Here is a 25,592-nt window from a genome sequence, read left to right as displayed (position 1 = left end):
GCGTTTTTGCTCCCAAAGATTATATCAGACTGCGCTGTGCACGCGCAAAAGCCTATTTTTCCAACCTTGCCCTATTATGTGCGGAGCATTTGCGGCGAAAACGTGGTGAGAGGGGGACGACAAGTTGAATTTTCTCACCGCCACCGACCGTTATATTGCGCGTCTGGTGATTGTGCCGCTGCTATCAACGCTGGTTATTGCGGCCATGCTGCTGGTCCTCGACAAGATGCTGCGGCTGTTCGATTTTGTCGCCGCAGAAGGGGGCCCGGTCAGCGTCGTCTGGCAGATGCTTGCCAATTTGCTGCCCGAATATCTCTCGCTCGGCATCCCTATCGGCTTGCTGCTCGGAATATTGCTCGCTTTTCGCCGCCTGTCGCTGTCGTCCGAACTTGATGTATTCCGCGCCGTAGGCCTCAGCTATGGCAGGTTGCTCAGAATACCCTATATCTTCGCCATCATCCTGGCCGGGGTCAATCTCGCCATTGTCGGCTGGATTCAGCCGGAATCGCGCTATGCCTATGAACGGCTGGGCTTTGAGCTGCGTTCGGGGGCACTGGGTGCCTCGATCAAGGTCGGCGAGTTCACCAATCTGGGCGAAAATATGACCATGCGTATCGAGGGCAGCCGCGACAATGGGCGCCAGCTTTCGGGCATTTTCGTACGCGTCAAAAGCGGCAGCGACAACATTCTGACCGTAACCGCTACCCAGGGCCAGTTCATGGCCACCGACGACCCTGACACCATCATATTGCGGCTCAGCGACGGCACCCTGGTGCATGAGGACCCGGATTATGACACGCCGCGTATCCTGAATTTCAGCAACCACGACCTGCCCATAGACCTGCCGAGGATCGACGCTTTTCGCGAACGCGGCGGCAAGGAGCGCGAATACACCATTCCCGAGCTGGTGCGCATCGGCACCAATCCCGACACTTCAGCGCTGGAACGCGCCGAAAGCCGGTCGAGCTTTCACTTCCGTATCGTCGAGGTGGTGATGATGCTGTTGATGCCGCTGCTGGCGGTGGCGCTGGCGATCCCGCCCAAACGCTCGACATCGGCGCTCGGGGTTTTCCTCTCCATTGTGATGATCGTGACCTATCACAAGGTGAACCAATATGGTGAGGATATCGGAGCCCTGGGCCGGGTCGATCCGATCATCGCCCTTTGGGGACCGTTCATATTGTTTGCTGCGCTGATCGTGTGGATGTACTGGCAGGTATCGCATGTCCCCGGCGGTCAACCCATTGGCGCGCTGGAGCGCTTCTTCGCCAAGTCCGGCACTTTCCTCAAGGGCATGCTCTCCATCGGTCGCAAACGCCAGATCCATATGGAAAAATAGCATGCAGGTCGAATTCTTCCCGTCGCGCACCATGGCGCTCTACATGGCCCGGATGTTCGCCATCCGGGTTGTCGCAGTACTGCTGCTGCTGGTGCTGGTGCTGCAGGCGCTCGACCTGCTTGGAGAGAGCGGCAAGATTCTCGCTTATCCGGGCAATGGCCAGGGCGAATTGCTGACCTATATATCGCTGCGCGTACCGCAGCTGATCGAGCGCTTCCTGCCCTTTGCAGTGCTGCTCGCCACTATTGTGACGCTGGCCACGCTGAACCAGAATAGCGAGGTCATTGCGATGAAGGCTGCAGGGCTGTCGGCGCATCAGGTGCTGGCACCGCTGCTGCTCACCAGTCTGGTCATCGCGATCCTGTCTTTTGCCTTTAACGACCGGATCGTTTCGCGTGCCACGGCGACGCTCGCAGCATGGGAGGCGGCCGAATTCGGGCCGATACCCGAAGACCCTTACAGCCTGACCAATGTCTGGGTGCGCGATGGCCATATGATCATTCAGGCGCGGACGGTGCTGGGCAAGAGCGACAATACCCGGCTGCGCGATGTCACCGCCTTTGTCCGCGACGAGAATGACGCGCTGCGTGAAACCGTTTCCGCAGCAAGGGCGCGCTATACCGGCAATGGCTGGCGGCTTGAGGATGTCGAGCGCTTCGAATTGCTGACCGGCAATGTCGAGACAATCGACTCCATGGTTATCGGCACCGGTGTCACGCCCGACCAGTTCACACTGAGCAATGTCAATGCCGCCGGTCTGTCCTTTGCCGAGCTGGGCACCACCATCACCGACATGCAGCTTGCCGGCCGCCGGACCACCGATCTGGAAACCACCTGGTGGCACAAGATTTCCGGGCCGCTGTCATCGGTGCTGATGCCGCTGCTCGGCGCTGTTGCCGCCTTTGGCCTGGCCCGGTCGGGTCGTCTGTTCTTCCGCGCGGTGATAGGCATGGCGCTGGGCTTCGCCTATTTCGTCGTCGATAATTTCACCCTCGCCATGGGCAATCTGGAAGTCTATCCGCCGCTGCTCGCGGCCTGGGCACCCTTCATCCTGTTCCTGCTGATCGGCGAGACGGTGCTTGTCCGAACCGAAGAATAGCAGCATGCAGACGCCGGAATCAGGGAACGGCCAGGACAATAGCGACGCCGCCATTGGCCGACACGATGTCGGAAGAGGCGCCGGCATGGCGGCACTGGCACGGCTGGGGGCATTGATCGAGCTGGTGGCACAGCCGGTCTATGTCTGGCTCTACGGCCTTGTCGGCTATGGCCTCTATATCAGCCTGTGGTCGGCGGTGAATATTCTGGCTTTCCTGTTCAACCTCGCGATGCATCAGGCGTTGCAGCGGCTGATCCCCGGTGCCAAAGACGATGTCGAGGCGCATGGCGTGCTGCGCTTTGCGCTGCTGGTGACAGTGGTCCCGGCCATTATCCTCGCCGCCATCATCAGCACACTTGCCGGACAGATTGCCCCGGCTTTTTCCGCCAGTGCGAGCGCCTCCGGGCAATTGCCGCAGATTATCACCCTGTTCATCTGGTCGCTGCCGCTGCTGATCCTTCTCGAAGTGGCAACCGCCGCGGCACGGGCGCGCCGCGCTTTCGGGCCAGAGATACGCCTGCGAATCCTGTGGGAACAATCGCTGCGGCTGACCATCGCCGTCGCCGCCTATAGTGCCGGCGCGCTGGTGTTCGGCCTGTTCATCGCCCATCTCGCCTCGCTGGCGGTAACGGCCTTGCTGGCGCTGCGGCTGCTCGGCAAATATTATGATCTCGCGCTGCTGTTACGCGCACCGATGCCGTCGCCACTGCGCCGCAATGTGCTGGTCACCGGCTTTGCCATGCTGCCGCCCAGCCTCACTCGCCGCGCCTTCAACGATCTGCCCCCGGTGCTGCTCGGCCTCACCCTGCCCGGAGCGAGCGGTGCCATTGCCGCTGGCCTGTATGGCATTGCCCGCAAGGTGGCATCGGTGCCGCTGATCGTACGCCAGGCATTTCTCTATGTGCTGGCGCCGCTGAGCGCGGCCCAGGCCAAAACCGATCCCGCCGCGATATTGCCGCTCTATCAGTTCGCCAACCGGCTGGCGGCGATATTTGTCATCCCGCTGACCGTGGCAATGATGCTGTCCGGTGATATCATTCTGCTGATCTTTACCCGCGATGCCCTCGCCGCGATGCCGATATTGCTGGTGCTGCTCGCCGGACGCGCCGGTGAGGCACTGCTCGGCGCGGCAACACCAATTGTCGAGATGACCGCTCACCGGCTACTGCCCCTGGCCAATAGCCTGCTCGGCCTTGCCGTTGCCGCAACAACCTATCTACTGCTGCCGGTGGAGAGCGGCGCGGTCGGCATGGCGCTGGCAGTGGCTCTGGGGGTGACCGCAGCAAGCTGGATCGCGGCCTGGGAGTTGAGCCGCTTTGGCGCGATGCCGGTCTGGGACCGCCATATGATCTGGGCCGTAATGCAGCAGCTGGCCGGGTGCACACTGCTGGTCTTTGCCGCCCGCCTGGTGGCCGACCAGGACATTGTGATCCGTCTTGGCGTGATTCTCGGCGGCCTGCTGTTGCTGGTCTGGACCGGATTGAAATGGGGGCTGGAACCGGAAGACCGGCAGGCACTGGGACGGACCGCGCAGCTGCTGCGTCTCTAGTCTCTGCTATCAGCGGCGGTGTGCACCGACAAAAGTGCTGCGCACCAGCCGCGACACCAGCCCTGCCAGACTCCGGTAATTGGCGCCATGATAGTCGGATGATTGCGGCAGGGTCTCGACCAGACGGCGATGTGCCTGTCCCAGCGCATGATAGGGTACGCTCGGCAGCAAATGGTGCAGCGCATGATAGCGCAGGCCCACAGGCGCCCAGAGCGCCGGCAACAGGCCCGGTGGTGGCACATTGACACTGTCGAGATATTGCGCGGTAACACTCATCGCTTCGCCGTCATTCTCCCACAGATGCGCCACCAATGTGCGGATTTGGTTGAGCACGATCGATGCCGACATCACACCAAGAAAAATGGCAAAAGCCTTGAGCGGGATGATTCCGGTCGCTGTCAGGGCGACAAGTGCGATCGCCCAGATACTGGCGGCAGCCTCTTCCATGGTCCATTCGCGGGCAAACTGGCCGGTCGGCATGCGGCGGCGAAAATCCGGATTGATTGCCAGCGCGGAATAGCGTTCGACGACCATGGTGCGCAGCGGCGGAATGATCGCCGATAGCGGCGTCAGCACGGCATAGCGGAACAGCAACGCAATCGGCGCCAGCGCCGCGACAATGACGAACACGGGTACCGACCAGGGTTTCATCCGCGCCAGCGGCAAATATTCAGGATCGCGCACCGTGCCATAACGGGTCTTGTTGTGGTGCAGATTATGCACCTCGATATACATGAAGCTCGGCACCAGCAGCGGCACCCCGATCAGGGCATTCCAGGCAAGGCGGAAACCGGGCACGGCATCGCGCTTCAAATGGGTCAGCTCATGAATGAAGCTGCCGGCACGATACAGCGCCAGCACCGCAACGACGGCGCCGAGAATGGCGATGCCGGTCGAGGCGGCAAAGATGGCGGTGGCAAGACCGGCATAGCCAAAAATGGTAGAGGCCAGAAAATCACCCCAGTAGATCGCCGGATTGGCGACATGCAGTTCCCGCGTCAGCTTGGCGGCGAGACGGACCATGTCCTGGTCATCGGCGATTTCGCTCAGCTTTGCCGGCGTCTCGGCGATGCGTTTCTTCATTTGCGGTGTTTTGCCGGACGCGCGGTCCAGCGGCAATGTCTGTGCAGTCATGTCATTTTCGTCCATTTTGTCGCCGTCCCTCAAGCAGAGCAACATGGCAGGATCATGGCGAAACTGGGCCATTATCGCTGCTTGACATCATGCCCCTTTGCTCGTCACAAGGCCAGCCGGATAAGGTCTTATACCGGTTGCCGGTAAGGAGGCCGGTCCTTTTGGGGGAATGGTATATGGCGGCCAAGGGCGAAATACGAGTCAACAAGGCGAACGGAAAGGCGGCGATGGCCGCGTTCGTCAATATCGGCTACCAGCTCAATCGCCACGATCCGCACTGGGTGCCGCCGCTGCGCCAGGACATATTCGATATGTTCAACCCGGCAAAGAATCCATTTTACGGCCATGCCACGGTGCAGCCGATGATCGCCACCCGCCAGGGCCGTATCGCCGGCCGGATTTCCGCCCATATCGACCATCTGGCAACGGCACAGCCCGCCGAACAGGGCATGGGGCCGGGCACCGGCAATTGGGGCATGCTGGAAGCCGAAGACGGCGACACCGCCCGGGCGCTGATCGCCGCAGTCGAAGACTGGCTGCGGGGCGAAGGCATGACCCGGGCATTGGGGCCGCTCAGCCTGTCGGTCTGGGACGAACCGGGACTGCTGGTCAAAGGTCATGACCATGATCCGACTTTCATGATGGGACACCACAATGCGGCACAGGAAAAATGGATAGAGACGGCAGGCTATAAGCCCGCCAAGTCGCTGTTCACCTATGAACTGGATATCACAAAGGACTTCCCGCCGCTGATCCAGCGCATCGTCAAATCGGGCGAACGCAGTAGCAAAATCAACATACGCAATGTCGACAAGAGCCGCTTCGATGAGGAAGCGGCGACAATATTGGGCATATTGAACGATGCCTGGTCCGACAATTGGGGGTTCGTGCCGATTACCGATGACGAGATCGCCCATGTCGGCAAGAAACTGAAGCCACTGGTGCGCGAGGACCTGATCATGATCGCCGAAATAGAGGGCGAACCGGTGGCCTTCATGATGACGCTGCCTGATCTCAACGAGGCGATCAAGCCGCTGAACGGCAATCTCTTTCCCTTTGGCTGGGTCAAATTGCTGTGGTGGCTGCGCAGCTGTCGTTCGCGCACCATGCGGGTGCCGCTCATGGGGGTAAAGAAAGAGCTGCAAAACTCGCGTCTGGCGAGCCAGCTGGCCTTTATGATGATCGAATATATTCGTCGCGCATCGACCAAAAACTATGGTTCTGTGCGGGGTGAGATTGGCTGGATCCTGGAAGATAATCAGGGAATGGTGGCAATTGCCGACGCCATCGACAGCAAGGTCAACCGCGAATACCGGCTCTACGAAAAAGACCTGTAACCCTATGACACAGACGCTCAGGCGGTGACGTCATGGCCGTAGAGCCAGGCCAGCCGCCTATCCGCGACATCGAGCTTAAGCCGGTCGGCAGCAATCATCGGGCCATGATTCTGTAATTTGCCCAGCGGGGTTTTCTGGTGAAACAGCTCGGCATTGCGTCGCGCCGCCATCTGCACCCGTGCGGTACGGTCACGGCGTCGGGTAAAATAACCGGACAGCGCGCGCTCTGGCGCATCACTCCCCGCCAGCGCCTGTGCCAGCGCATAGCCATCCTCCATCGCCTGCACCGCACCCTGCGCCATGAAAGGCAGCATCGGGTGGCAGGCATCGCCCAGCAGTGCGACGCGGCCATAGCTCCATTGCTTCAATGGCTTGCGATCGAACAGCGCCCAGCGATAATGCGCCTCCGCCTTTTCGATCAGCGTCGTGATCACCGGATGCCAGCCGGCGAAATCCATCAGCGCCTCATCGCGGCTGGCCTGCTCGGTCCAGCTCTCCGAGCGCCAGTCATCGCGCTCGACCACGCCGACAAAATTGGCCAGTTCGCCGCCGCGCAGCAAATAGGTCACTGCATGCTTGTTCTCGCCAAACCAGACGGTTGCCGCCGGTTCGGGCATATGACTGCCCAGCCGCGCCACCGGCACCACGGCGCGCCACGCGACATGGCCGGTAAAGCGCGGCTTCTCCGGACCCAGCATCTGGCCGCGGATCACCGAATGGATGCCATCGGCACCGACAAGCACATCTCCGGTGACCTGCGATCCGTCGGCCAATATCGCCCGGACCGTGTCTGCATCCTGGTCATAGCCGGTGATTTTTATGCCAGTAGATATCGCCCCCGGCATCCGTGTTTCCACCGCCTGCTGCAACAGCGCAATCAGGTCAGCACGGTGAATATGGACATAGGGCGCGCCATATTTCGCATCATAGCCGGTCATCGGCTGACGCAGCAGCAGCCGACCCGATCGCCCGCCGCGAAATTCCGCCGCCCTGGGCTGAAAACCCGCAGCCAGAACCTGTGGTTCGAGTCCCAGTTTGCGCAGCACCTTCATGCCATTGGGACTGATCTGGATACCGGCGCCGACCTCGCTTATGGCCTTGGCCTGCTCGCAGACTATCGCCTGCCAACCAAAATGGTGCAGCGCCAGAGCAGCGGTCAGTCCGCCAATCCCGCCGCCTGCGATCACCGCCTGTCCCATGTGTTTCACCTGTAAGGGCTTTCCCGATATTCCCGCTAAAGCGAAATATCGCCATCATAGCCAGTCATTTCGAGATAGCCCCTGCCACCCTCGGTTGTCACCGCGCCTTCCCAATAGGTCGGGGTGAAGGAACCGCTCAGTTCCTGCGCATCGAATAGCGGCTGCAGGACGAATCGCTTCTCCTCACCGTCCAGAGTCACGATGAAGGCCGCCTCGACCGGATAGGCAGCGCCGGTCTTGGGCGAGGTCCAGATACGCCGCGGCTCGAAACGGACGGCATCGGGTGCAAGAATGGTCTGCTTGCCAGCAGCATCGCGGTAGCTGCCACCGGCATAGACCGCCTCGCCATTGCGACCGCGCACCTGAAACGCCATCAATGCGCTGCCATCGTCAAAATTCAGCCCGGTCCAATCCCAGCCCACAGCATTTTCCGGCAGCACATCGGACGACCATTCACGATCAAGCCATGCGGTGCCGGTGACGCTCTGTTTGTCGCCATTGCGCATCACCAATCCGCTGACCGCAAGCTGGGGTATCGAATAATAGTAGCTGGCCTGTGACGGCCGTGGTCCCTTGCGGCTATAGCCTGCCTCGCCGTTGAGCATCACCTTCTGGGTCGGGCGCATTTGCAGGTCGAGGGTGAAACCTTTCGCGGCAACCTCACTGACAAAAACGCCTTTGCCATCGCGCACCAGAGTCCAGCCCAGCAGCGCAACATCGGCATCGCCAGCCGCCGCGTCGACAATGCCGAAACCAGCCCGGCCAAGGCGCTGGTCATGGACGAGCGTACCGGTCTGCGGATCGGAGATGGCGGCATGGGCAAAGACAATCTGGTTCGGTGCAAAGCCGCTGGGATTATCATCGGGGATATCCGGCCGGGTGCGGAAAAAGGTGACCTGGAACCCCAGCGGCTGACCACTTTCAGTCTCGAGCCAGCCGGTAAAATACCACCACTCGGTACGGAAATCGTCATGCGAACCATGGTCGCGCGGAAAGCTGATCGGCTGACCCGGCCCAACCTCGGGATAGCGTATCACAGAGGCAGCCCAGGCGCCCATTGCAGTCAGCAGCGCCATGATCAGCGCAGAGAGCATCACCAGCCGCATCACCAGTCCTCGCTCACAGCCTGCAACGCATCCTGCGATGCCGCGCGACGCCCGGCAAATATGGCTGTCAGTGCCGATGTCGTCAGCAGCGCCAGCGCAATCGTGACCAGCAGGGCATAGGGAATATGGGTGGTCATGGTCAGGTTGAACGATTGCGGATTGATCACATGGATCAGGATCTGGCTGATCGCCAGCCCGGCCGCCAGCCCCGCGACCAAGCCGATGGCGCCGAGCAGGAAACCTTCGCTGGCCAGCATCGCGATGATCTGACGGCGGCCGAAACCGATATGGCGCAACATGCCGAACTCCCGCACCCGGGCAGCCACCTGTGCGGCAAAGGTGGCACCAATACCGGCCATGCCGATCAGGATCGCCACTGCCTCGAGCCCATAGGTGATGGCAAAGCTGCGGTCGAACAGCGCCAGCGCCATGGTCCGCAAACCGCGCGCATCGGTAACATCGACACGGGCACCGGCAATCTCGGTAATCTGCGGCCCGAGACGGTCAATCGCAGCTGCCGCATCACTGCCTTGCCTGAGGGTAAGCGCTATATCGCTGCGTGCACCATCGCCGGTCAGGCGCGCATAGTCTGCTGCTTCCATCGCAATTGCCCCTTGCTGGCGGGCGTAATCGGTCCAGATGCCGGCCACCGATGCAGTAACATTCTGTGCCGCCAATGGCAGCGCCACTTTGTCGCCAACGGCAAGGTCATAGAGCCGCGCCGCCGGTTCGGATATCCAGATCACCAGCCCGTCCTGTTGCGGCGCTACACCGCCGTCGATAAAGGATAGCGGATAACGGCTATCGGCGACCGGTCGCACGATCAGGTTGATCGGTGGTCTTTCGGGATCGAGGCTCAGCGGCAGTGTCTTGCTGAACTCGGCATCGGCGATATCGGGCAAGGCAGCAATGCGCCGTTGCTGTTGAGGGTCAAAGGTCGCGCCGGAAAAACCGCCGGTGACATAGACATCGGCGCTGAGGATGTTCCCAAGCCAGCCATCCACCGAGGTGCGGAAGCTCGATACCATGATCGCCATAGCCATCATCAGTCCGACACTTGCCACGATCCCCGCCAGCGCGGCGGCGGCCCTGGTCGGGGTACGCATCAGGTGATGCAGCGCCATGTCGAACGGCAGATGGTTACCCGAGAGCCGGGTCAATGGCTGCAACAATGTCTGCGCCAGCCATGGCGTCAGCCAGATGGCTCCGCCCAGTATCGCGGCAATCGCACTATAGCCGAATAGCGGCAGATCGGCGACCGGCGGCAGCAGCGTCAGCCCGGCCCCAGCCACAATCAGCACCAGTCCGGGCGGCCATAGCGGCTTATGAGCCATTTCGGTCGAACCGCCGGCAGACTTGATCGCCTGCGCTGGCTGTATCCTCGCCGCGCGGCGCCCCGGGGCAAGGCTGCCAATGATCGCGGTACCGATGCCGAAAAACAGAAACAGCAGCAATGCCAGCGGCGAGACGTCCAGCGCCCGGGTGGCGCCGCGAAAATAGCCGGCACCGAGATCGGCACCGAAGGCGCTGAGGACCAGCAGCGCAAAACCATAGCCCAGCACCAGCCCTGCCAGCGATCCTGCTATACCCAGTGCCAGTCCCTCGATCAGCAGCTGGCGCTCGATGCTAGCCTGCTGCATCCCCAATATCCGCAGCAGCGCGAATTGCTGTTGCCGTGTTTCAGCCGAGAGCGACTGCGCCGAGTAAACGAGGAACCCTCCTGTCACCAGCGCCACCAGTGCCAGCATCTCCAGATTGACCCGATAGGCACGCGACAGGCTGGCGCGCTTTTGTGTCTCATTTTCGGCCCCGGTGATCCGCGCATTATCGGGCAATATCGCCTGCAACGTACCGGTCAGGCGGTTCTGCGACACACCATCGGCACGTCTGATGTCAAGGCGGTCGATCTGCCCCAGCCGGTCGAAACGCCATTGCACCGTGGCGATATCGGCGACCGCCACCGCCTGCCCCGCCGCCATGCCGGGCAGGTCACCGGCGATGGTGAAACGATGGGTGCGGCCATTGGCGCGCAACGAAACGCTGTCACCAATCGCCAGTCCGGCCTGGTCAAGCGCAGTACGGCTGAGATAGATCGCGTTGACATCAAATCGTGCCTGGTTGTTGCCGCGCCCCGCCGACTGGTCCTGCGCAATATCCTGCCTCCCCAGGAGCAGCGGCGTGATATTGGCGGCGCGAAACGGATCCGTGCCGAGCAGTTTCAGCCTTGTGTCCGATCCGGTCAGCACCGCCGGCATGTAGATGACCGGACTGACATCGGCGGTTTCGGCCAGGTGGAAAATCTCCGGGTAGAGCTGCTCGTCGAAACCGAGGCTGGTCGCGCCGGTGATCTGGGCATCGGCACTGCCTGATATGTTGCGCACTGCGTCGCCAAAGGCATCGCTGGCCGAGCTGTTGATCAGATGCACCGCAAAGCCAAGCGCAATGCCGATGGCGATCGACATGGCGGCGAGAATATAGCGGAACGGGAAGCTGCGAAATTGTCCGGTGAGCAGCCAGCGCCAGACGGTGCCGCTGGCCTGGCCGGTCGCGGCATCGCTCATGCCAGTATATCCATGCCGGCCTCGGTCAGGCGCAACTGGCGATCCGCAATGGCTGCGTCGACCGGCGAATGCGTGACCAATATCATTGCCGCTCCAGTCGATTTCACCGCCTCGCCGAGAAGCGCCATGACCTCTTCCGACGTCGTCGGGTCGAGATTACCGGTCGGCTCATCGGCAAGAATCAGCGCCGGAGCATGGACCAGCGCACGGGCTATGGCCACGCGCTGCAATTCCCCGCCCGAAAGCTCTGCGACATAGCTGTCAACCCGGTCCGCAAGCCCGACACGACCCAGCATCACCACCGCCTTTTCGCGCGCGCTGGCACGGTCATCAGCGCCGAGCACCGCCGGCAGCGCAACATTTTGCGCCAGTGTGAGAAAGGGCAGGACATGAAAGGACTGAAACACAAAGCCGATATGTCGGCCACGCAATGCGGTAAGCTGCGTCTCGGAGAGACCCGACAGGCTCCGCCCCGACACTATCACCTCGCCGGCACTGGGCTTGTCGAGCCCGGCGGCAAGATTGAGCAGGGTCGATTTGCCAATCCCCGACTCGCCCTGGATCGAGACAAATTCGCCAGCAGCCACAGTCAGGTCGATATCGGCAAAGAGCTGACGGCCATTGGGCAATGTCTTTGCGATTGAGCGTAGCACAAGAGGCGGCGCAGCGGACATGATGCGCTCAGGTCTTCCCGTCATCCGATGCGTGCAACGCGTCCATCCGCGCCGGAAGCAGGTCGATAATCGCCTGTTGGCGCTGATGCGATGCCGATGCCCATTCGGTAATTTCTACAATGGTCCGGCCGCAGCCCCGGCAAAAGCCCGTAGCACCATCGATGGTGCAGATATTGGTACAGGGCGATTCGACCGGATTCATGATGCGATGACTCTAGACGAAGGGCCGGTTGAGTTGCACGATTTTCGCATTCAGCATGGCGGCGAACGACACCCATAGGAGATAGGGCAGGATCATCAGTCCCGCGGCCAGAGAGAGCCGCGCCGTTACGAAAAGCATCGCGGCAACCGAGAACCACAGAAACAGGACCTCGACCAATGCCCAGTCGGGACGCCGATATCTGAAGAACAGCGGAGACCAGAGAAAGTGGAAGACGAAATTGGCCGCATAAACGATGACCAGCGACAATCTCTCACTGTCGGAAGTTGCTGCGGTCCAGCCCGTCACCGCAGCCCAGGCGGCAAGGCCGAGAATAACGGTCCAGGCCGGGCCGAACAGCCAGTCAGGCGGCTGCCAGCGCGGTTTCCTTAGCGCGTGATACCAGGAACCGATTTCGGTCAGCAGGCCACCAGCGCCACCAAGAATGATCGCCCAGAGAATCGCAGCCGTGACAGGTGCCGAAAACATGGCCCGGAGGTAGGGACTGATGCGGCCGGGTGCAATGCAACCCGCCAAATTCGACCGCTGCGGCCGGGCTTCTTTTCATCCATCATGGTCACAGGCTTCGCCGTGCCATAGCAAATCCGGAATTTACAATGGCCTTTCATATTGCTGACAATCCGGGCTGCTAAAGGGGCCATATACAGAGTCGGGCAGTCGGTCAGGCTAGGCTGCTGCATCACAGGATGAGGGAGAAATGGTTATGAGACGCATGATGGACATGGTGTTGGCCGCGGGTCTGATGACAGTCGCCGCGCCGCTGGCGGCACAGCAGGACGCGGCGACCGATCCCAATGCCGCTCTGGTGAATCTGACCTGTGCCGATTTCAACACCGCCGCGCGGATTGCTGTAGTGGAAGAAGACGCATCGCCCGAGCGGATCGAACTGGCCGAGGCGGCGCAGGACGATATCGCTTATGCCCTGACCTGGATGCATGGCTATTTCTACGCCTATAAGCGCGAGAAAATGCCACAACTCAACCAGGCCTGGCTGAAAGAAACCGCCGAGGCGCTGGCGCGCAAATGTGGCAGTGTCGAAAATCCGCAAGACATCAAGATCATCGACCTGGGAGCCGAGCAATGATCGGTCGCGCCCTGCTCTGCATCGCCTCGGTGGCGCTGGTTTCGCTCGCCATCACCGCTCCGGCCGACGCCCGCAAGCGGCACCGCCACCATCACCACAATGACTGGCATGACGACTGGGACAATCGCCGCGATGCGCGCCGTGCCGGGATTATCGCCGGCACCGTGGCGGGTGGCATTGCGGGCGCTACGGCACGGAACCGTGCGCGCGAACAATATCGCGAATGCATGCGCGATTGGGGCTATGATTATGAGTGCGAGCGTGAATATTATCATGATCGCGCCCGCGCCCGCCGCGCCGCACGCAGAACCGGCATTGCCGCTGGCGTGATTGTGCGCGAGATTGTGCGGGATTAGCCCAGAATCAGGAGATATATGGCCAGATTGACAGAATTGCGATGTTAAAGGCCGATATCGTTCGCCTCTTATTCGGTCACCAGGCAGTTTTTGCGAAGCTTTGTGTGTGCCAATAGAATTGGGATTACAATAACCGCCTGGCTATGCTAAGTAACCGTTAATCAGAAACAAAATCATTTCAGAATCCGATCCGGGTCGTTCGTTTCAATGCAGGAGTGCAACACTCCGACGAAGGGCCGAGCATGGTGGGAACATTCAAGTCTGCTTATAGTGACGGCGAGGGCGAAATCCCCTCCCATTGCCGCATCGCCCGTTGGCCTGAGGCACATTGAGCATGCCGACGTCGCGCCTCTTTCTTTCGCGCGACCTCATGGCCTGGTCCCCGTCCCGGGAGTCTGGCCATGGCTAGCATTGCCCCCGACCTGCTCGGCACACTGATTGAGGACAAGCCCGAACTGGTGCAGGAAGCACTGGACAAGGTGCATGACGGCACCGGAATCCAGATGAAGCTTGACGACATCATCCGGCTCGACCCGTTCAACACTGCAGAACAGGCGATCATCGGATATCTCACCCGCTTCAACAAGGTACGCGAATTCATCATCGCGCTGGCAGGCGAGGGCGAAGCGGTCGCGGATGACGACACGGCACAGGCCCGGCTCGACCGAATCAGGCAGGCCGGCATCGACCCCGATGGCCTGGCGGCATTTTCGCTTGCGGCCAAGTCGTTCCGCTGCCGGATTCTGGTCAACAATATCGTGATGGGCAGCGGCGTTCTGGTGTCCTACCGGCTGGTGCTCACGGCATGGCATGTGGTCAACCGCAAACAGGGATGGAATGCGCAAAATCCCCCGCGCATCGAAGTGCTGACATCCGATGGCCAACGTCTGCCGGCGCGCCCCACCGACCCGTCATCGCCATGCCACCCGGATGAATGGGACGGCATTATACCGAATGATAACGAACTTGAGGGCTTCGACGATTTCACCCTGCTGCGTCTGTCGCAACCGGTGGGCTTTGCCCTGGGTTTCGCCGAGCCGGTGTGCCCGCCACCCACATGGCCCGGCCAGACCCACTGTCTGCTGGTGCATTATCCGCAGGGAGAACTGGTCGGTCTGTCCCCCGGTCAGGCGACGTTCGGCGGGGAACGGCGGCGCTTTCTCCACACCGCATTGAGCGATGGCGGGTCGTCGGGCGGCGCGCTGTTCAACAACAGGCTGGACATGATCGGCATCCATCAGAAGAGCGTTGACGGCAATCGCAAATTTGTGCCGATACGCAATTTCGCCAATGACAATAGCGCCGAACTGATCCGGACCCTGGAGCGCGACCGGCGACCGACCTATTTATGGTCGCTTGACCAGACACTCGACAGCCATATGGTTATCGGTCGGCGCATGTTTTTCGATGCGCTGGACCATATGCTGGACAGCGACAAGGCAGCAAGCAAGCGACTGCGCGGCATATGGATGCGCCGCGAACAGGCCGAGAAAGACCAGTCCGGCCTCGGTTTTGGCTTCGAGCTGCTTCAGGCCTTTCTGGCCCGGCGCCAGCCTGAGGCCAGACTGGTGCGAATAGCTTTACGCGCTGGCGAATATGATCTGTTCAAGCTGATAGAGGTGGCCTTTGATGGCGCTGCGGGTGCCAGCGTCGCGCGCGCCGGTGTGCGCGAGGATGAAACCACCCCGATTGCCTTTGAGGCTGATCGCGCCGATGCGCTGATCCGGCGTATCGAGGCACAGGTGCAGGGACCGATCTGGCTTTATATTGATGGCCCGCGAAGCGAATTGGCCGGGGTGGCACTCAATCAGCTCGAGCAACTGCTGGCCCGGATCATGCGGTCAGAGCGTATTCGCTTCGTGCTGACACGGATGGAAACCCACCAGCTGCCGCTGACCCGCTTCGATACGCTGGACGAGATTGACGAGAGCAGTGCTCCGGGTGTGGTCAGCGAATTCACCGGTGATTTCGAGCTTGAGGATGTCAACACCACAATCCGCGCAGCATCGCATGATCTCGAGCTGGATCTCAGCCCCGAGCAGATCGATGATATCGCCAAAGATGCCCTGATCGGGGTCCAGCCGCAATTTGGGCGCTATCCGGCGCAGAGTCTGGGCCAGGTTGCCCGGCGTCTGGTCGCGGCTTTGCGGGACAGGGCGGCAGCGGCATGAAAGAGAGCGACGACAAAATTGCCGAAATGGCCGACCGCGCGCGCAACTATGCGGCACTGTCGGTAGTGTTCGATCCGGTGAAAGCGGTCCAGACCAGCTTCGGAACGGAAGAATATGACCCTCCGGTTGCGGCCAGGATCATGGGGTTTTTGCGCGCCGACTGCACCACTGCGGAAGATGGCGAGGGCTGGATCATGCGTCAGTCACCGCGCGACCGGGTACTCGATCGGCTCGGCCCGGAAGGTATCGCCCAATCGGTGGAATGGGATCTGCCGGATGATCCACTGGCAACCACCATGCGCAGCACGCTGACGGCCAGCCCGGACGTGGTGACCGGCGAAATAGAGTCGGTGCTGAACAATTCCGCACCCGATCTTGACCGGCTCAACATATTGGCGAGAGCCTTGGAACTGGCCGGAAATGCCTCCGGAGCTGCTTATGACAAACTGCCGGCATTGCAGGGCATGCTCAACCGCCACCACACCATCAGACGCGCCGAGGAACAGCTGGCCGAGGGGTATTTTGGCAATGAAGCGCTGCGCGAACGGCTGGGCAGCTGGATTGACAATCCCCAGGAGACCAAATTGGCCCGGGCGCTCTATATTCAGGGGATCCCCGGTGTCGGCAAATCTTTCCTGTTGACCAAGCTGGTACAGGAGGCGCGCGAACGATCAGACCCGATCGTGCTGTGGCTGGATTTTGACAGACGCGGCCTGAATCTGGTCGATCCGGAAGGGCTGACAATGGAACTCGCCCGTCAGCTTGGCAATGAATTGCCCGAAAGTGCGGTTGAACTGGCACAGATGCGGGCACGGTTTTCCGGCGAAAGCGCGCAGGATTCAAGCAAGCGCGGCTCCAGAACCATGCCGTTCGCACTGGTCGAGGCGATGGGCGCCGCAGTGCGGGCAGCCGGGCGGAATGTGCTGCTGGTTCTCGACACGCTTGAGGTACTGGCAAGCTATGGACGCACCCATCCGCAACGCCTGTTCGCCTTTCTCGACGACCTGCTGGGATTTGGTGTCGCACCAACCGCAATCATAGCCGCAGGACGCGGCGAGGCGCTCGCGACCCTGGGGAAGAAACGGGTCGAGGACGTGCTGCTGCTTTCCGGTCTGCCTGATCGGGTGGCGCGGATGATGCTCGAAAAACTCGAAACCCCGGAGGAAGCCGTCGAGCCGGTCCTGCAAATCGCGCATGGCAACCCGCTGATCCTGAGACTGGCGGCGAAGCTGGCCCGCGATGGTGGCGCACAGGCTGTCGAGATCGAGAATATGGCGGGCGAGCCGCCCGAAATTGCCGGCGGCTATCTCTATCGCGCCATCCTGTCGCGCATCGATGGCGATTCACTGTGCGAAATTGCCAATCTTGGCCTGGTAATGGACCGGGTCGATGCCGGCGCCATTGCCAATGTCATCGCTCCAGCACTCGGCATGGAGATCAGCGAAGAGGAGAGCAGCCGACTGCTCGAACAGCTGTCCAGTCATCACTGGCTGGTAGAGGAAGAGCCGGGCGGATGGGTACGCCATCGCAGCGATGTCCGGCAAGTGGTGCTGAAGCTGCTCTATGCCGACCGGCGCGAGCAGGTGACCGCTGTCAACCGGGCAGCAGCGCGCTATCTCGCCGACAAGGACCCTGTTGCCGCGCTGTATCACCAGCTCCAGGCCCTTGACCCGGACGATACCTTGCCGACCATCGACACATCGCTGGCGACACAATTTTCCGAGACGATGATCGAGGAGCTGCCCGATCACACCGCCGATGCCATATTGCACGCACGCCGCGAGCTTTCGCGCAGCGCTCGCTCGGAACCCGCCCGGAACGCGGCCGGGAACACGCAACAGAACATCCCGCCCAAGGCATATGGGACAAGGCGAGAGAGTGCGAAGCGATCCATCGATGAGGCTATGCTGACTGACCTGCTGATCCTGCTCGAAAAAGGTGATCTGATCGAGGCCCGGTCGCTATTCGAAGCGCTGTTCGACGATATTCCCGGCCCGCAGGAAGCAGCAGGCGTCGCCGCCATGTGCTATTTCTGGCTCAGCGGGCAGTGGAGCAAAGCGCATAAGCTGTTCCGCCAGGTCAAAAAAGATGATTATCGCCATGCCAGCTGGAAGGGTGCCGAAGCACTGGTGCATCTGGTTCTGCTCGAGATGCGCGCCGAATTTGATTTCGATGCGCTGGTGTCCGAATTCGAGCGTGACGACAAAACGCTGCTCAATGCCCAGCACATTTATCGCGATGCCAAGGCGTTGCGCCTGACCGAGGGCGCGCTAGCCTTTGCGTTACTCGCCGAACGACGGGCGACGACCATATCAGACAGTTGGCGTGAAACGGTAGGCGCAGCCGGAACCGGACTGCGGGACGAGACCAGCCAGGATTTTGCCCGTAAGGATGCCATGGCGCTGCGCGAGCGGCACGGGTTTCCGGTTAAATTCGGGGACAATCCACCATGGCAGGTTGCGGCATGCCTCAACCCCTATTCAGCGCCGGTGGCGATGCTGGTTTCGCTGCGGATGAGCCCGACACTGCAATCCTATCTGATGGCGGTGGCCTCGCATTTCGGCACCGTGTCGCACATGCCTTTCGATATCGATCAGAGCGGCGGAATTACCAGACAGCTTACCGGACGGCCGGAAGTGAGCGTGGGACAACTCGGCGCTCTCGGGGCAACTGCCGACTGGCTCTCGGCATTCAGCTTTTTCAAGCAGGTGGCGGATGTTCCGCTAATCGCGCGCCGCGCCGAGGCGTGGCGGCGCAGCGCCGCCGGACAATGGGTTTATGGCTCCAATGCACCGGAAGCCTGGGTCGAACCGGAGTTCAGGCTGGATCATGGCACGCTGACCTGGCTGGAACGGCTGCTATCCACGGGCAATCCGGTCGAGGAAGCAGCGCGGCAATTGCTGTTCTGGTACGATCCTGCAACTGCGGAGCATGACCAGAGCCGCGCCATGGGGCAGCGTCCCAGCATGCGGCTGGCGCGGGCATTGCGCTTTGCAAAGCGGACCGCAAGACGGACTGCCGACAATCCCGAACGGGCGGCGGTGCGGGCACTGATGGCGCGGCATGTCGGACGCGCCATTGCCGTGCCGATGGCAGTGCTTGCGACCACCATGGATAGAGCCATCGATCCCGATTCCCGTACGGGCCTGCTCGCCCGGATAGGCGGGCCTGAATTCGCACGGATATTGCAGCAGGAGGAATAGATCATGTCGGAGAATTTCGAGGAGAATGTCGAGCGCGTTTCGCGCATGCCGAATGCGATGAAGGAACAGGCCGCAAAGGCCCTTAGCGAGGGCCACCCGTTGCTGCGCGAGGCTGGTCTTGAGGGCGCGCTGCCGTCTGAGGCGCTTGATAGCAGCAAGGCGCAGCTGGAAAGCATGGGATCGAACGCAGCGCAGCTCGAGGCGATCATCCGCATGACCAACCGGCCACCGCTGGTGGTACGCAACAACAGGGTTGAACTGGCCGGCATTACCCTGCCCGGCCTTGGTGCCGATATCGACACCCGGATCCGCGCGGTCGAACCGAAAATTGCTTCGGTTGGCCGGATCGAGTTTATCAACCATGATATGGCCTGGGGCGGAACCGGCTGGGTAATCGCGCGTGAGGGCGACGGACATTTGCTGATTGCCACCAACCGCCATGTCGCGAAGATTGTCGCCCGCCGTACCGCTTTCGGCTCCGGAGCATTTCTGTTCGACCCCTTTGGCGGCGGTCGCTATGGTGCCCGGATCGACTTCAACGAAGAAATCGACGCGCCCGACGACCAGGCCCGGCTCGCACGTATCGAGCGCTTCACCTATATCGCTGCAGACACCGCCGCCGATGTCGCGCTGGCACGCATCGCGGTGCCGAGCGGCTTCAGCATCGATCCCTTGCCGCTGGCGGAAGACGAGGGCCGGGATGAAGAACGCATCGCGGTGATTGGCTATCCCGCCCGCGACAGTCGCAATGACAGCACTCATATGGAACGCTATTTCAAGGGGTTGTACGATGTAAAGCGCTTCTCTCCCGGACGTCTGATGATGCAGCCAGGGGCGACGCGGCTGCGGCATGATGCCACCACGCTGGGCGGCAATTCGGGCAGCCCGGTGCTGAGCCTCGACAGCGGCAATGTCGTCGGGCTGCATTTTGCCGGCCGCTTTGCCGTCAGCAACAGTGCTGTAAGGGTCGGTACGCTGAAGGACGTGTTGAGCGGTGCCGAACGATCGGTGCCGGTCGGTGGTGCCGACACCGGGAATGATGATACGGAGAGGCGCGACGGCACTCGGGAAGCGGATGATCTGGCACAACGTCCAGGCTATGCCCCGTCATTCCTTGAGCATTTCGATGTGCCGATGCCCGATGCGTCGGGTGTTCCCGGCGCATCGCTCACCGAGCCAAGCGATGCGGAAGCATGCCGGCCGCACGAGCTGCGCTACCAGCATTTCGGCATCCTCTTCTGTCAGAATTATCGCAGCCCGGTTGTTGCGGCAGCCAATATCGATGGCGCCAACCCGGTCCGCATCAAGCGCAAACGCGATCGCTGGTTTTATGACCTGCGGATTCCGCAGGAGATCCAGATCGGCAGCGAGGCCTATTCCGATGCCGGGGTCGACCGTGGCCATATGGTCAAGCGCGAGACGCCCAATTGGGGTGAGGATATGGACGTCGCCGAACGGGCCAATTACGACACCTTCCATCTCACCAACTGTTCGCCACAACATGGCCGCTTCAACCGCAACACCGCGACCTGGCGTGGGCTCGAAGACTATCTGATCGAGAATTCGCGCACCCATGGCTTTCGTGCCTGCATCTTTACCGGTCCGGTGTTGAATGAAGAACTGGATATGATCGAGGAAACGATGCTGTTCCTGCCGCGCGAATATTGGAAAGTCGTGGTGATGCCGGTCGAGGAAGAGGACGGGACGATCAGGCCGCACGCCAGCGCCTATCTGCTCAGCCAGGGCCAGCTGATCCAGCAATTGCTTCAGGATCGCGGCGTCACCGAGTCGACCGAGGGCTTTGTCTTTGGCGAGTATAAAACGTTTCAGCTACCGGTCCGGACGCTGGAAGGCATCACCGGGATTGATTTTGGCGAGCTGCGCAATTTCGATCCGCTCGATCAGGACGAAACCGAATCCCCGGTGCCGGTCTACATCGCCGTCGAGCATATGGAGGAAATTCGCCTCTAAGCCCCTTCGCCGTCACAGCCATGTCCGGCAGCACCATAAAAGAAAAGGAACAGGCCCATGTTATCAGCCAGAACCCCCAAGCGTCACATGGCGGCATTTGCCTCCGGCTGCGGCTTGCTCGCGCTACTGAGCGGATGTTCATTATTTTCATCCGACCCGACACCGAGCAGCTGCGCGCTGTCGGGCACGCCGCTGAAACAGATGGTGCTGGCCAATGGGCTTGACGACCAGCAGTTGCTGGAATGGGCACAGGCATCACAGGGATCCCGCCTGCTTCCGCAAAGCTGGTTCGACGCGCTCGAGCAGCCGGGCGGTGGCGGCCAACTGGCCGATCCGGATTATCTTGCGCGCTTCGGGTTGATCACCGATGCAGCGCTTGCCTATCCGGTCGGCATGGCGCTCGATTGCCAGGATGACAGCGATCTGCCGAACACCGGGTTCAGCTGGTATGAAGGGCAGAACCACACAGTTGATCGGGACGCCGGCGCCGAACCCTGGATCGGGCTGACATGCGCTGCCTGTCACACCGGCAATGTGACCATTGACGGAGTAACCAGACTCGTCGCCGGAGCACCAGCACGCTTCGACTATCAGTCCTTTGTCGAAGCGCTCGACCAGTCATTGGCCGAAACCCACCCCGATGCCGACAGCGCCCGGTTCGACCGCTTTGCAGAGGCGGTATTTGCCGCCAGCGGGCAGGAGGCGAGCGAGAATAATCGCAAATTGCTGACCGATGCACTTGACCGTATGATTGCCTGGCAGGCCGAAACCGAACGGCGCAATTTCCCCCAGGGCGATGACCGGCCGCGCTACGGCTTTTCGCGCGTCGACGCTTTTGGCCATATCTACAACAAGATCACCATTTTCGCCGGAGCTGAAGAGGGCAATCCCTCCACCGCACCGGTGAGCTATCCCTTTTTATGGGGCATTCAGGAACAAAATACGGTGCAGTGGAATGGTCTGGTCGCCAATGCCCGGCTCAACAATCCGCTGCCTGTCGGCGGCGATGAACTGATCGACTATGGCGCGCTGGGTCGCAACACCGGCGAGGTGCTTGGCGTGTTTGGCGACCTGGCGGTTGTTGAGCGCGAAGGGCAGCGGCCCAATTATGTGTCGAGCGCCCGGGTCAATAATCTGATGCGGCTGGAAGAGCTGGTCGGTGCAATGAAAGCGCCGCAGCTTGGCGACTTCGTCGACCTCGGTGAACAAGAGACGCTGGTCACCAGCGGCCGCGCACTGTTCGTCGATCATTGCCAAGATTGCCACTTGCAGGGCGACGCACGCAATGATGACGGTGGCACCGAAGTCAATGTCAGCTTCGCCGATATGGCCAGCGACGGCAATCTGACCGACATCAACATGGCGTGCAATGCCATGCTCTATTCCAGCACTACCGGTACCATGGCCGGGACCAAGACCGAGCTGGTTGGCGGTCGCGAACTCGCCGCTGTCGAGCCGGTGAGCTATATGCTGGAGGTCGGGGTTAAAGGGGTAATGGCCAATAACGTCAAGGATCTGGTCAACGAAGTCTTGCGCAATTTGTGGGGTATGGACCGTCGCTTTGACGAAACGGTCGGCCTGGAAATGGCCACCGATCCGAACTTCGAATGTCGCCAGCAGATTTTCACCGAAGAAGGCAGGAAGTCGCTGCAATATAAGGCTCGTCCGCTTGACGGTATCTGGGCCACCGGGCCCTATCTGCACAATGGCTCGGTGCGCACGCTCTATCAGCTGTTGCTGCCACCCGATCAGCGCGAGTCCAGATTCTGGGTTGGCAGCGCCGAATATGACGCAGATGAGGTCGGCTTCCGCTCGGTTGCCGATCCTGGCGATGGCAGCACGTCGCTATTCGATACGACACTGTCCGGGAACAGCAATGCCGGCCATGTCTATGGCGCCCGTGGCTTTTCGGAAAGCGACCGCGCCGCACTGCTAGCCTATATGCGAACATTGTGAGGGAGCGCTGATCATGACCGGTTATCTGGCGCAACTCGATGCCATCCCGGCTGAGCAGCGATGGGCCATGGCGCGCGGCTGGCTGTTCGACAAGGCCGATGCGCGGCCATTCTTCGCCGAACTGCGCGCTGACCGCCCGGTGCTGATACTGCCCGAAGTGACGCTGGTGACGCGCTGGGCTGACTGCATGACCGTGCTGCGGCGTCACAACACATTCGGCGTCGACCTCTACAAGCCGAAACAGGGCGATTATTTCATGGCCCAGGACGATACCGCAGCGCATTGGCGCGAAAAGTCACTGATGAAGGCGATTCTAGACCGCGAAAAAATCCCCGAAATGCGTGAATGGATCGGCGAGAGAACCCGCGACATACTCGCCGCAGCGCCCGGAGAGATCGAAATCGTACGGCAGGTGAGCCGCGGCGTCCCCGTTCATCTGGTCGAAGAGTGGTTTGGATTTCGCGGTGGCGACCATGACGACATGATCCAATGGTCCTATTGGAACCAGCAGGACGCCTTCTGGAACCAGCCATTTGATGCGCCGTTCATCGACGATCCCGAACGGATCGTACGGAAGCGCAAAAAGGCGATCTTCATGATGTTCCTCTATCTCGCGCGGCTGACCGCCGGGCGCTCGGTTGCCGTCAAGATCGGTGGTGCGGGGCATGATGATGGCGACCCGGTTAGCAGGCTGATCCGTATGACCTTTGCCGACATGTTTCGCTTCAACCTGCGCGACGTGATCTCCAATGTCGGCGGCTTGCTGATCGGTGCAGTCGAAACGACGTCGCATTGCGTGGTTAATGCGGTCGAATATCTGCTCGAAAACCCTGATCTGCATGCCGAGGCGAGAGCAGCGGCGCTACGAGCAGAGCCCGAGGACTTCGACGGCTATATATTCGAGGCGCTGCGTTACCGGCCCGCCTTTCCCTATTATTTCCGTACCGTGAAGCGCGACACATTGCTGGCCGCTGGCACCGGTCATGAAGAGACGGTGCACACGGGCAGCACGGTATTGGCGGTAACCTATTCGGCTATGTTCGACCCGGAAGGATTTGCTGCACCCGACAGTTTCGACCCGCAGCGCGATTTCAGCGACAGCTTCACCTTCGGCCAGGGTATCCATTCCTGCCTCGGACGGCATATAGCTGCGGTGATGGTGCCGGAGATCGCGCGGCAGATTCTCCGCCTGGACGGTCTGAGCGCCACAGCCGCACCAGACTATCGCAGCGGTCGCGTTCCGGAAACCTGGCAGCTAAACTGGCGCTGAAACACGAAAGTGCCAGCAAGCGGAGAGCTGTGTTGGTGTGTTGGGAAGTGCTGGTTGCGGGAGCAGGATTTGAACCTGCGACCTTCAGGTTATGAGCCTGACGAGCTACCGGACTGCTCCATCCCGCGCCACCAAAAGTCGGCCTCTATCGGCCAGAAAAGCAAAAAGCGACCGGCCCGTTGCCGGACAGGCCGCTTTTTCTAAGACATGTAAATGGGTTCCTCATGCACCAGCTGCAATGCCTGGCGGCGACCTACTCTTCCAGTGCTTAAGCAATAGTACCATCGGCGCTGTCCGGTTTCACGGCCGAGTTCGGGATGGGATCGGGTGGGTCACAGACGCTATGACCACCAAGCAATGAAGCCAGTGCATGAAGTTTTTAATCGATATGTTCGGGCGTATCCGGCTGGCATAACCATCCGCCAATGTGCCTTTGTCCAAGGCTGTCATTGATGGCGGGATTCTGCAAGCGCGAAAAGAGTAATTAGGACCGGTTAGCTACACGCATTACTGCGCTTCCACACCCGGCCTATCAACGTGGTAGTCTTCCACGACTCGATGATTGCTTATCTTGAGGGAGGCTTCCCGCTTAGATGCTTTCAGCGGTTATCCCGTCCATGCATAGCTACCCTGCTGCACCACTGGCGTGATGACAGGTACACCAGAGGCATGTTCACCCCGGTCCTCTCGTACTAGGGGCAACTCCTCTCAACAATCGACGCCCACGGCAGATAGGGACCAAACTGTCTCGCGACGTTCTGAACCCAGCTCACGTACCACTTTAATTGGCGAACAGCCAAACCCTTGGGACCTGCTCCAGCCCCAGGATGTGATGAGCCGACATCGAGGTGCCAAACAACCCCGTCGATATGAGCTCTTGGGGGTTATCAGCCTGTTATCCCCGGCGTACCTTTTATCCGTTGAGCGATGGCCCTCCCACGAGGGACCACCGGATCACTATGACCGACTTTCGTCTCTGCTCGACCTGTCGGTCTCGCAGTCAGGCAGGCTTATGCCATTGCACTCTCGCAGACGGTTTCCAACCGTCCTGAGCCTACCATCGCGCGCCTCCGTTACTCTTTAGGAGGCGACCGCCCCAGTCAAACTACCCGCCACAGAGGGTCCCTGAACCGGTTTCACGGTTCTAGGTTAGACATCAAAAAACAATAGGGTGGTATTTCACAGGTTGGCTCCACTTGGACTGGCGCCCAAGTTTCAAAGCCTCCCACCTATTCTACACAATTCTTTTCTAATGCCACTCTGAAGCTGCAGTAAAGGTGCACGGGGTCTTTCCGTCTAACCGCGGGTACTCCGCATCTTCACGGAGAATTCAATTTCGCTGAGTTGGTGTTGGAGACAGTGG

Annotated in this window: 18 protein-coding genes, 1 tRNA gene and 2 rRNA genes; 11 read left to right on the top strand and 10 right to left on the bottom strand. The window is 60.7% G+C overall.

The window, feature by feature from the left end:
• Positions 1–124 precede the first annotated feature (124 nt).
• Genes lptF through AAFX04_00095 form a run of 3 tightly spaced genes read left to right on the top strand, consistent with a single transcriptional unit; the run spans position 125 to position 3,987 of the window.
• On the top strand, positions 125–1,339 hold the full coding sequence (lptF, locus tag AAFX04_00105) for an LPS export ABC transporter permease LptF (GenBank protein ID MEO1043823.1): 1,215 nt from the start codon (positions 125–127) through the stop codon (positions 1,337–1,339).
• 1 nt (position 1,340) lies between these two features.
• A complete protein-coding gene (gene lptG, locus AAFX04_00100; GenBank protein ID MEO1043822.1) occupies positions 1,341–2,438 on the top strand; it encodes an LPS export ABC transporter permease LptG in 1,098 nt (365 codons plus the stop codon).
• Positions 2,439–2,442: 4 nt separating this feature from the next.
• The gene (locus AAFX04_00095) at positions 2,443–3,987 is read left to right on the top strand and encodes a hypothetical protein (GenBank protein MEO1043821.1); all 1,545 of its coding nucleotides are present in this window, start codon (positions 2,443–2,445) and stop codon (positions 3,985–3,987) included.
• A gap of 9 nt (positions 3,988–3,996) precedes the next feature.
• On the opposite strand, the gene AAFX04_00090 is transcribed toward AAFX04_00095, so the two are convergent.
• Entirely contained in the window at positions 3,997–5,070 is a 1,074-nt protein-coding gene (locus tag AAFX04_00090) for a fatty acid desaturase (protein ID MEO1043820.1), read from the bottom strand.
• A 227-nt stretch (positions 5,071–5,297) separates the two neighbouring features.
• On the opposite strand from AAFX04_00090, the gene AAFX04_00085 reads away from it, so the two are divergent.
• Positions 5,298–6,458, top strand: coding sequence for an N-acetyltransferase (locus tag AAFX04_00085; protein MEO1043819.1), 1,161 nt, complete (start codon positions 5,298–5,300; stop codon positions 6,456–6,458).
• Positions 6,459–6,475: 17 nt separating this feature from the next.
• Here AAFX04_00085 and AAFX04_00080 read toward each other — a convergent pair whose 3' ends face one another.
• Genes AAFX04_00080 through AAFX04_00055 form a run of 6 tightly spaced genes read right to left on the bottom strand, consistent with a single transcriptional unit; the run spans position 6,476 to position 12,686 of the window.
• Positions 6,476–7,657: an FAD-dependent monooxygenase gene (locus AAFX04_00080; protein MEO1043818.1), complete on the bottom strand. Its 1,182-nt coding sequence runs from the start codon at positions 7,655–7,657 to the stop codon at positions 6,476–6,478.
• Between the two features lie 35 nt (positions 7,658–7,692).
• The gene (locus AAFX04_00075; GenBank protein MEO1043817.1) at positions 7,693–8,763 is read right to left on the bottom strand and encodes a lipocalin-like domain-containing protein; all 1,071 of its coding nucleotides are present in this window, start codon (positions 8,761–8,763) and stop codon (positions 7,693–7,695) included.
• Positions 8,763–11,324, bottom strand: coding sequence for an FtsX-like permease family protein (locus AAFX04_00070; GenBank protein ID MEO1043816.1), 2,562 nt, complete (start codon positions 11,322–11,324; stop codon positions 8,763–8,765). The genes AAFX04_00075 and AAFX04_00070 overlap by 1 nt, the downstream gene beginning before the upstream one ends.
• Complete coding sequence (locus tag AAFX04_00065; protein ID MEO1043815.1) at positions 11,321–11,998, bottom strand: ABC transporter ATP-binding protein; 678 nt, start codon at positions 11,996–11,998, stop codon at positions 11,321–11,323. Before AAFX04_00065 ends, AAFX04_00070 begins: the two co-directional genes overlap by 4 nt.
• Before the next feature lie 7 nt (positions 11,999–12,005).
• A complete protein-coding gene (locus AAFX04_00060) occupies positions 12,006–12,200 on the bottom strand; it encodes a DUF1289 domain-containing protein (protein MEO1043814.1) in 195 nt (64 codons plus the stop codon).
• Between the two features lie 12 nt (positions 12,201–12,212).
• Positions 12,213–12,686: a TspO/MBR family protein gene (locus AAFX04_00055; protein MEO1043813.1), complete on the bottom strand. Its 474-nt coding sequence runs from the start codon at positions 12,684–12,686 to the stop codon at positions 12,213–12,215.
• Positions 12,687–12,921: 235 nt separating this feature from the next.
• On the opposite strand from AAFX04_00055, the gene AAFX04_00050 reads away from it, so the two are divergent.
• From AAFX04_00050 to AAFX04_00020, 7 genes are all read left to right on the top strand, one after another.
• Positions 12,922–13,302 carry a hypothetical protein gene (locus tag AAFX04_00050; protein ID MEO1043812.1) on the top strand — a complete coding sequence of 127 codons (381 nt, stop codon included), beginning with the start codon at positions 12,922–12,924 and terminating at the stop codon, positions 13,300–13,302.
• Positions 13,299–13,658, top strand: coding sequence for a hypothetical protein (locus AAFX04_00045; GenBank protein ID MEO1043811.1), 360 nt, complete (start codon positions 13,299–13,301; stop codon positions 13,656–13,658). The genes AAFX04_00050 and AAFX04_00045 overlap by 4 nt, the downstream gene beginning before the upstream one ends.
• A 401-nt stretch (positions 13,659–14,059) precedes the next feature.
• On the top strand, positions 14,060–15,829 hold the full coding sequence (locus AAFX04_00040) for a serine protease (protein MEO1043810.1): 1,770 nt from the start codon (positions 14,060–14,062) through the stop codon (positions 15,827–15,829).
• Positions 15,826–19,032: an ATP-binding protein gene (locus tag AAFX04_00035; protein MEO1043809.1), complete on the top strand. Its 3,207-nt coding sequence runs from the start codon at positions 15,826–15,828 to the stop codon at positions 19,030–19,032. Before AAFX04_00040 ends, AAFX04_00035 begins: the two co-directional genes overlap by 4 nt.
• 3 nt (positions 19,033–19,035) lie before the next feature.
• Entirely contained in the window at positions 19,036–21,003 is a 1,968-nt protein-coding gene (locus tag AAFX04_00030; GenBank protein ID MEO1043808.1) for a DNA/RNA non-specific endonuclease, read from the top strand.
• A gap of 57 nt (positions 21,004–21,060) precedes the next feature.
• Complete coding sequence (locus AAFX04_00025; protein ID MEO1043807.1) at positions 21,061–22,959, top strand: di-heme-cytochrome C peroxidase; 1,899 nt, start codon at positions 21,061–21,063, stop codon at positions 22,957–22,959.
• 13 nt (positions 22,960–22,972) lie between these two features.
• Complete coding sequence (locus AAFX04_00020) at positions 22,973–24,229, top strand: cytochrome P450 (protein ID MEO1043806.1); 1,257 nt, start codon at positions 22,973–22,975, stop codon at positions 24,227–24,229.
• A 51-nt stretch (positions 24,230–24,280) separates the two neighbouring features.
• On the opposite strand, the gene AAFX04_00015 is transcribed toward AAFX04_00020, so the two are convergent.
• From AAFX04_00015 to AAFX04_00005, 3 genes are all read right to left on the bottom strand, one after another.
• Positions 24,281–24,357 (bottom strand) — tRNA-Met (locus AAFX04_00015).
• A gap of 112 nt (positions 24,358–24,469) precedes the next feature.
• Positions 24,470–24,584 (bottom strand): 5S ribosomal RNA (gene rrf, locus AAFX04_00010).
• A 110-nt stretch (positions 24,585–24,694) separates the two neighbouring features.
• Positions 24,695–25,592: ribosomal RNA gene (locus tag AAFX04_00005) — 23S ribosomal RNA — on the bottom strand; the annotation flags it as partial.

It is taken from the genome of Pseudomonadota bacterium, from assembly GCA_039818985.1.
Lineage (GTDB): Bacteria > Pseudomonadota > Alphaproteobacteria > Sphingomonadales > Sphingomonadaceae > Alterisphingorhabdus.
This window is presented reverse-complemented; position numbering and strand designations above follow the sequence as displayed.